Source organism: Marisediminitalea alba (genome assembly GCF_002993365.1).
Lineage (GTDB): Bacteria > Pseudomonadota > Gammaproteobacteria > Enterobacterales > Alteromonadaceae > Alteromonas > Alteromonas alba.
Map to the genome: position 1 here is coordinate 79034 of NZ_PVNP01000053.1, position 6921 is coordinate 85954.

The 6921-nt window shown below is 50.9% G+C and carries 8 protein-coding genes; 6 read left to right on the forward strand and 2 right to left on the reverse strand.

What is annotated here, in order from left to right; genetic code table 11:
• Positions 1-74: 74 nt before the first annotated feature.
• Together dgcN and dgcA are read left to right on the forward strand one after the other, a co-directional pair.
• Complete coding sequence (gene dgcN / locus C6Y40_RS07210) at positions 75-1073, forward strand: N-acetyltransferase DgcN (RefSeq protein WP_105934015.1); 999 nt, start codon at positions 75-77, stop codon at positions 1071-1073.
• Positions 1070-2110, forward strand: coding sequence for an N-acetyl-D-Glu racemase DgcA (gene dgcA / locus C6Y40_RS07215; RefSeq protein WP_105934016.1), 1041 nt, complete (start codon positions 1070-1072; stop codon positions 2108-2110). Before dgcN ends, dgcA begins: the two co-directional genes overlap by 4 nt.
• Here the strand turns inward: dgcA and C6Y40_RS07220 are convergent.
• Positions 2107-2577 carry an EVE domain-containing protein gene (locus C6Y40_RS07220; RefSeq protein ID WP_105934017.1) on the reverse strand — a complete coding sequence of 157 codons (471 nt, stop codon included), beginning with the start codon at positions 2575-2577 and terminating at the stop codon, positions 2107-2109. The two genes, dgcA and C6Y40_RS07220, sit on opposite strands and share 4 nt — an antisense overlap.
• Positions 2578-2693: 116 nt before the next feature.
• Between C6Y40_RS07220 and trxC the strand changes: the two genes are divergently transcribed.
• The 3 genes from trxC (at position 2694) to C6Y40_RS07235 (ending at position 5836) form a co-directional block, all read left to right on the forward strand.
• Positions 2694-3128 carry a thioredoxin TrxC gene (gene trxC / locus C6Y40_RS07225; protein ID WP_476726843.1) on the forward strand — a complete coding sequence of 145 codons (435 nt, stop codon included), beginning with the start codon at positions 2694-2696 and terminating at the stop codon, positions 3126-3128.
• Between the two features lie 122 nt (positions 3129-3250).
• Complete coding sequence (locus C6Y40_RS07230) at positions 3251-5449, forward strand: YgiQ family radical SAM protein (protein WP_105934018.1); 2199 nt, start codon at positions 3251-3253, stop codon at positions 5447-5449.
• A gap of 135 nt (positions 5450-5584) precedes the next feature.
• Positions 5585-5836 carry an HP1242/YdcH family protein gene (locus C6Y40_RS07235; RefSeq protein WP_105934019.1) on the forward strand — a complete coding sequence of 84 codons (252 nt, stop codon included), beginning with the start codon at positions 5585-5587 and terminating at the stop codon, positions 5834-5836.
• Positions 5837-6011: 175 nt separating this feature from the next.
• On the opposite strand, the gene C6Y40_RS07240 is transcribed toward C6Y40_RS07235, so the two are convergent.
• Positions 6012-6341: a DUF3718 domain-containing protein gene (locus C6Y40_RS07240; RefSeq protein ID WP_105934020.1), complete on the reverse strand. Its 330-nt coding sequence runs from the start codon at positions 6339-6341 to the stop codon at positions 6012-6014.
• Positions 6342-6450: 109 nt separating this feature from the next.
• Here C6Y40_RS07240 and C6Y40_RS07245 point away from each other — a divergent pair.
• On the forward strand, positions 6451-6921 hold a 471-nt coding region (locus C6Y40_RS07245; protein WP_146129519.1), incomplete at its 3' end, for a helix-turn-helix domain-containing protein.

Sequence of the window (6921 nt, forward strand, 5' to 3'; positions counted from 1 at the left end):
ATGGCTTTAGGGTACAGACCCATTGTATTCGTCTTCTTCAGTCACCTTATGTGACCTCTGTTCAAGGAGTTATCATGAACCTGCCTTCCCCTTATTTACTTTTTATCGGCAATGCTACGGATCCGCTCAGCATCAAAATGGCTAAGAGCGCGGCGGACTGGAGCCCTGAGATGTGCGTGGGCGAATATTCCCTGCCAGGCTGCAGTGTGACCACCGGCCTGCCAGCCATGACCATCGAAGAAGGTGCGCAACAAGGCGCCAAAGCATTTGTACTGGGTTTTGCCAACAGCGGCGGCGTGCTTGACCCGTCGCTGGTTGCTTCCATTATTACCGCCCTGGAAGCCGGCATGGATATTATTAATGGCCTGCACGATAAACTGGCTGATATTCCTGAAATAGCTGAAAAAGCCCAGGCACTCGGTCGCCGCCTGATAGACATTCGCCACCCCACCACCAAATTTAAAACCGGTACCGGCGTCAAACGCCCGGGCAAACGTTTGCTGACCGTAGGTACGGATTGTTCAGTGGGTAAAATGTACACCACACTGAGCCTGGCCCGAGGCATGCAGAGTCAAGGCATAAAAGCCACCTTCCGGGCCACGGGCCAGAGCGGTATTCTGGTTGCCGGTGAAGGCGTAGCCGTCGATTGCGTAGTCTCTGACTTTATCTCCGGTAGTGTTGAAGCACTCTGCCCGGCCAACGACGATGACCACTGGGATTTAATCGAAGGTCAGGGCTCGCTGTATCATCCGGCTTTTGCAGGCGTTAGCTTAGGACTGTTACACGGCTCGCAACCTGACGCACTGGTTATTTGCCACGCATTGAACCGTGACCACATGCGCGCCCTGCCTGGTCGTCCACTCCCCAGTCTTGAACAGGTGATTGAAATGAATCTCACCGCCGCGCGGATCACTAACCCCGATGTGAAGGTGATTGGCGTATCGGTAAACACGTCTTCGGTCAGCGAAGATGAAGCCCTGGTCTATTGCAATAGCGTGACCGAGCAGCTTGGCCTGCCTTGTGTCGACCCGATCCGCCACGGCGTTGGCGCGTTAGTGGAGGCATTGGAATGAGTCTGAGTTTTAAAGCCTTTACTGAGTCTTTTCCGCTGGCCCGTGAGTTTCGCATTTCACGAGGCGCAAAAACTCAGGCCGATGTGATCACCGTACTGGTAAGCGACGGCCATTATTATGGCTGGGGTGAATCTGTCCCCTATGCCCGCTATAACGAATCAATCAAATCCGTGTTAGCGCAACTGGAAGACATAAAGGGCGCCTTTGCCAGTGTCTGTGATACCGAGGATTTACTCACCCTGCTACCCGCTGGATCTGCACGCAATGCGCTGGACGCAGCACTGTGGGATTTAAAAGCCAAGGTAAAGGGTAAATCGGTGGCCAGCCTGGCTAACCTTTATACGGTACAGCGTTGTTACACTGCGCAAACCCTTAGCATCGATACGCCAGAGGGGATGAAAAACCAGGCACTGGAAATTAAAAATGCGCCGCTAATTAAAATTAAGCTGGATGAACATCAGGTGCTGGAACGTCTGGCCGCCATCCACGAAGCCTCACCACAAAGTCGGCTGATTGTGGATGCCAATGAAGGCTGGCAGGTAGCGATGCTGAATGAATTGCTGCCGGATATGGCTAAGCTTGGTGTTGCGCTAATAGAACAGCCGGTTCCTGCCGAAGCCGATGAGGAACTGGCAGGGCTTAACAGTCCCGTAATCCTTTGTGCCGATGAATCCTGTCACGTGAGTGCCGATATCGAGCTGCTGGCAAAGTACTATCAGGCGGTCAATATTAAACTGGATAAAACCGGCGGCTTAACCGAAGCAATTCGCGCTTACCACGCGGCTAAAGAGCACAATCTGCAGATCATGATTGGTTGTATGGTAGGCTCGTCGCTGGCTATGGCGCCAGCCTATGGCCTGTGCGCGGATGTGCAGTTTGTCGACTTAGACGGGCCGCTACTGGTTGCTCAGGACCGTGCCGATGGCTTTACCTTCGACCAGGGCCGCATGATTCAACCGGAGCCTTTCTTGTGGGGCTTGCCGGGGCAATACGGCCAACAAGGCCTTGCCCGCCTGTGGAACGAACTGCCGGATTAAAGCTGACGTCCGGCCAGCTCGTTTAAAATGTGCCATTCGCTTTCTGTTACCGGCATTACAGACAAGCGATGGCCTTTTTTCACCAGTCCCAATTCGGTAATTTGCGGGCAGTCTTTAATCATACCCAGCGGTAGCACGCGGGCAAACTTGCTCACGTACTTTACATCCACACTAAACCAGCGCGGCTTGTCAGGCGTTGCTTTCGGATCGTAATAGTCCGACTCCGGATCAAACTGGGTTGCATCGGGATAACCGGCTTTAACTACCTCGGCAATACCTGCAATACCCACCGTTTTACAACTGGAGTGATAAAAAAACACCTTATCCCCCACGCTAACCTCATCGCGCAGGAAATTACGCGCCTGATAGTTACGCACCCCGTCCCATGGCTCGGTTTGGTCAGGTCGTTGAGCCAGGTGGTCGATACCAAACACGTCCGGTTCCGATTTAAACAGCCAGTAACGCATGAATGCTTCTCCGTAGTTATCCGGCGCAGAGTATAAGTCACCGGGAACCACAATTCAGCCCTTGAGAAAGGGGAAAAGCGCACAACATATAAGAAATAGCTTATAGGAGTAAAATCATGAGTGCTATTCATATCGTTTGCCCCCATTGTCAGGGGCTCAATCGCAGTCCGGCAGAGCGTTTAAGTGACAACCCGGTGTGTGGCAAGTGCAAACAGGGCCTGTTACCCGCCCACCCTATCGATTTAAAACAGGCGGATTTTGCGCGCTTTATCGAGAAATCAGACCTTCCGGTGATTGTGGATTTTTGGGCCGACTGGTGTGGCCCCTGTAAAATGATGGCCCCGGCATTTGCCCAGGCTGCTCAACAGTTACAAGGTAAAGCCATCTTTGCCAAGGTCGATACCGAATCTAACCCCATGTTAAGTCAGCAATTTACTATTCGCAGCATTCCCAGCCTGTTAGTGTTTAAACAAGGCCGTGAAGTCAACCGCCAGGCCGGTGCGATGCCAGCCGGACAGCTTATCCAGTGGGCACAGCAGGTAATTCGTTAACCGGCTGTATTTTTATTGTGCAATTTGCTTCACGGTTGTGAGCTGTAAATACTGACTTAGCTATTTTCGCCTGCGGATGTTTGCTATAATTCAGCCGTTTTCACAACCCTCTGAAGAATTCCATGCAAGCAACCATAAAAGCCGATCGCGGCCTGTTTTCTTATCCTAAATACTGGGCACACTGCTACGGTAGCGCGCCTTTTTTACCCATGTCGCGGGCCGAAATGGACGAACTGGGCTGGGATAGCTGCGACATTATTCTGGTCACTGGCGACGCTTATGTCGATCACCCCAGTTTTGGTATGGCGATCATCGGGCGCTTGCTGGAAGCACACGGTTACCGGGTGGGCATTATTGCCCAGCCTGACTGGCAGAATAAAAACGACTTTATGAAGCTGGGCAAGCCCAATCTGTATTTTGGTGTGACCGCCGGCAACATGGACTCCATGATTAACCGCTACACCGCCGATAAAAAGCTGCGGCACGACGATGCTTATACGCCCAACAACGAAGGCGGCAAACGCCCGGACCGGGCGGTAACCGTTTATTCCCAGCGTTGCCGCGAGGCGTATAAAGACGTACCGATTATTATTGGTGGTATTGAAGCCAGCCTGCGCCGTATTGCCCACTACGACTACTGGTCGGAAAAAGTGCGTCGCTCAGTGCTGTTTGATGCCAAGGCCGACTTATTGATGTTCGGTAACGCTGAGCGTCCACTGGTGGAAGTGACTCATCGACTGGCCGCTGGCGAAGCCATTAGTGATATTACCGATGTGCGGGGCACTGCCATTATTGTTAAACAACCCTTGCCAGAATGGCAGGGCGTTGACTCAACGTCACTCGACCGCCCCGGCAAAATTGATCCTATCCCCAGCCCCTACATCATGGAGCCGGACTGCGAGGGTGAAAACGAAAATAAAAACAGTCAGCCGGTTACCGAAGCGAAAGCCCAGCCAATTGTGGTACAACCGGCCGAGCGCCGTAAACCCTGGGAACAGGTCTATGTAAAATTACCGGCATTTGAAGTCGTGCGCGATAACAAAACCCTGTATGCCCATGCTAACCGCATTCTTCATCAGGAAACCAATCCGGGTTGTGCCCGGGCGCTGTTGCAGCGCCACGGCGATCGGCACATTTGGATCAATCCGCCGGCCATGCCGCTGGAAACCGAAGAAATGGACGCGGTGTTCGATTTACCCTATCAACGTGTGCCCCACCCGGCCTACGGCAAAGCAAAGATCCCGGCTTACGATATGATCCGCTTTTCGGTTAATATTATGCGTGGCTGCTTTGGTGGTTGTACCTTCTGTTCCATCACTGAGCACGAAGGACGTATAATTCAGAGCCGCTCAGAAGACTCGATTATTCGTGAAATTGAACAGATCCGCGATACGGTACCCGGCTTCACCGGGGTCATTTCAGATCTGGGGGGCCCTACGGCCAACATGTACCGCCTGCGCTGTAAGAGTGCCAAAGCAGAAGCAACCTGTCGTCGACCGTCCTGTGTGTACCCGTCTATCTGTGCCCACATGGATACCGACCATAAACCGACTATTGATTTGTATCGTCGGGCCCGGGATTTACCCGGCATCAAGAAAATTCTGATAGCTTCGGGCGTGCGTTACGACTTAGCCATTGAAGATCCAAACTACGTTAAGGAGCTGGCCAAGCACCACGTTGGCGGTTATTTGAAAATTGCTCCGGAGCATACCGAAGATGGCCCGTTAAGCAAGATGATGAAACCGGGCATGGGCACTTATTATCGCTTTAAAGAGTTGTTTGATAAGTATTCCAAAGAAGCGGGCAAGGAACAGTACCTTATTCCTTATTTTATCGCCTCGCATCCTGGTACCACTGATGAAGACATGCTGGCGCTGGCTATCTGGCTGAAAGAAAATCGCTTTAAGCTCGACCAGGTACAAAACTTCTATCCGTCGCCAATGGCAACGGCCACCACGCTGTATCACACCGAGGTTAATTCGCTGCGTAAGGTGAAAAAAGACAGCGAGTCCGTGCCGTCGGCGAAAGGTGAAATTCACCGTCGCTTACATAAAGCCATGCTGCGTTATCACGATCCTAAAAACTTTGCGCAAATTCGTAAAGCGCTGGTCAAAATGGGCCGGGAAGATCTTATCGGCCGTGGCCCGCAACATCTGGTGCCACCTGAGTCAGCCAGCGAAAAACGCCAGAAGGCCGGCAAGGCCCGCCGTGGCGAGCGCGCGATGACCAAACATACCGGCTTTAAAAATGCAGCGAGTCCGAATCCGCGTGGCAAAAAGCGGCCGTTTAAAGCCAAACGCAATGACCAGCAAAGTCACTGATGAATCGGGCGGGTTTTCCCGCCCTTTTTGATGATCCACACCAAAACCATGACCTGAATCAAGGTAACATCGAGGCTGTCAAAGTAGACTTAAGTGAGTGGAAAGGCCACTGTTAACAACCAGATAAGAGCTACTATGACTATTGAAAAACATGATCTCGTCCATGAATTCCCTGATCATCAGCACACTATTCGTCATTTAAAAATGAATGACCGCCATTTCGCCAGATTATTTGAACAATACAACGAACTCGACAGCCTTATTCACAAAATGGAAGAAGGCGCAGAGCCAACGTCGGACGATATTTTAAACGAGAAGAAAGCCGAGCGAGTGCAGCTAAAGGACGCTCTGTTTATGTTTATCAAAGAAGCAGAAGCTGTTAGTTAATTTGAATTAATTCTAAAAAAGTAACACCCAACCGTTCGCCGGAGTATTCTTGCTCCGGTTTTTTTATTGGTGAATAAACATTCTCCCCCCGTTATCAATCTGGCATTTGGTGATTCGAAAGCACCAAAAAACGAAGAGACGTTGCCATCCCTTCGCTTTTACCATTGGGCTTCGGTTACTTACCGGTTGTCATACTTACGCTGATCTCAACGGGCACATCACGACTGGCAGTAACGTCCTTAATTTCGATAATCGCATTAGGATACGTGTACTTTTTCAGCAGTGTATAGGTGTCGCTGGCACCATAGTAACGGGCAAAGGCAGCGAGTTGCATACCATTACAAACCAGCCCGTTAGCCAATACTTTATAAGTCGACGTATTTATTCTGCTTAAGGGTGTCAGTTCTCTTACGGCCTGCCGCAACCCGGAACGATCATCCTCAGCCGCATTTCTGCACACTGAAATAAGGTCTTCCTCAAGTTCTTTGGGATATCCTTCGGCCATGGCGGTGCCACATACTGCTGATAGCGATAACACCGTCAGGCTAACAGGTAATACCAATTGACTTAAAAGTTTGATCTAATGGCGCTATTCATATTTGAGTGATTTTCATATGCATACAGCCGACGACTTTAAACAACTAGCAAAGCATACCTCCAACGGGCGACTGCGTACCCGCTATTTAGCGTTATATCATTTCAAAAAAGGGGAAACGCGTACTCAGATAGCCGCTTACCTTGGGGTTGCCAGAGGCAGTGTTAATACGTGGGTATCCAACTACCTGGCTTACGGACTTGAAGGCCTGCAATCCAAACCTAGCCCGGGTAGACCCTGCCAGCTCTCCGTCTCTCAGCGAGAACAGGTCGCACATTTTATCGAAGAAAACGCGGTCAAAAAGGAGGGAGGTCGTTTGATTGCACAGGATGTACGACAATACATTAGCGACACCTTCCAAATCGACTATCAGTTGCGAAACGTCTACCGCGTCATGGATGCGCTCGGTTTCAGTTGGATAACCAGTCGCTCTAAACACCCTAAACAATCACAGCAAACCCAAGATACTTTTAAAAAACTTCCAGTTGGA

Coding starts and splice junctions, on each gene's coding strand:
- C6Y40_RS07235 (WP_105934019.1), top strand. CDS start 5,585: ATGACTATTGAAAAACATGATCTCGTCCATGAATTCCCTGATCATCAG.
- C6Y40_RS07240 (WP_105934020.1), bottom strand. CDS start 6,341: ATGGCCGAAGGATATCCCAAAGAACTTGAGGAAGACCTTATTTCAGTG.
- dgcN (WP_105934015.1), top strand. CDS start 75: ATGAACCTGCCTTCCCCTTATTTACTTTTTATCGGCAATGCTACGGAT.
- trxC (WP_476726843.1), top strand. CDS start 2,694: ATGAGTGCTATTCATATCGTTTGCCCCCATTGTCAGGGGCTCAATCGC.
- C6Y40_RS07220 (WP_105934017.1), bottom strand. CDS start 2,577: ATGCGTTACTGGCTGTTTAAATCGGAACCGGACGTGTTTGGTATCGAC.
- dgcA (WP_105934016.1), top strand. CDS start 1,070: ATGAGTCTGAGTTTTAAAGCCTTTACTGAGTCTTTTCCGCTGGCCCGT.
- C6Y40_RS07230 (WP_105934018.1), top strand. CDS start 3,251: ATGCAAGCAACCATAAAAGCCGATCGCGGCCTGTTTTCTTATCCTAAA.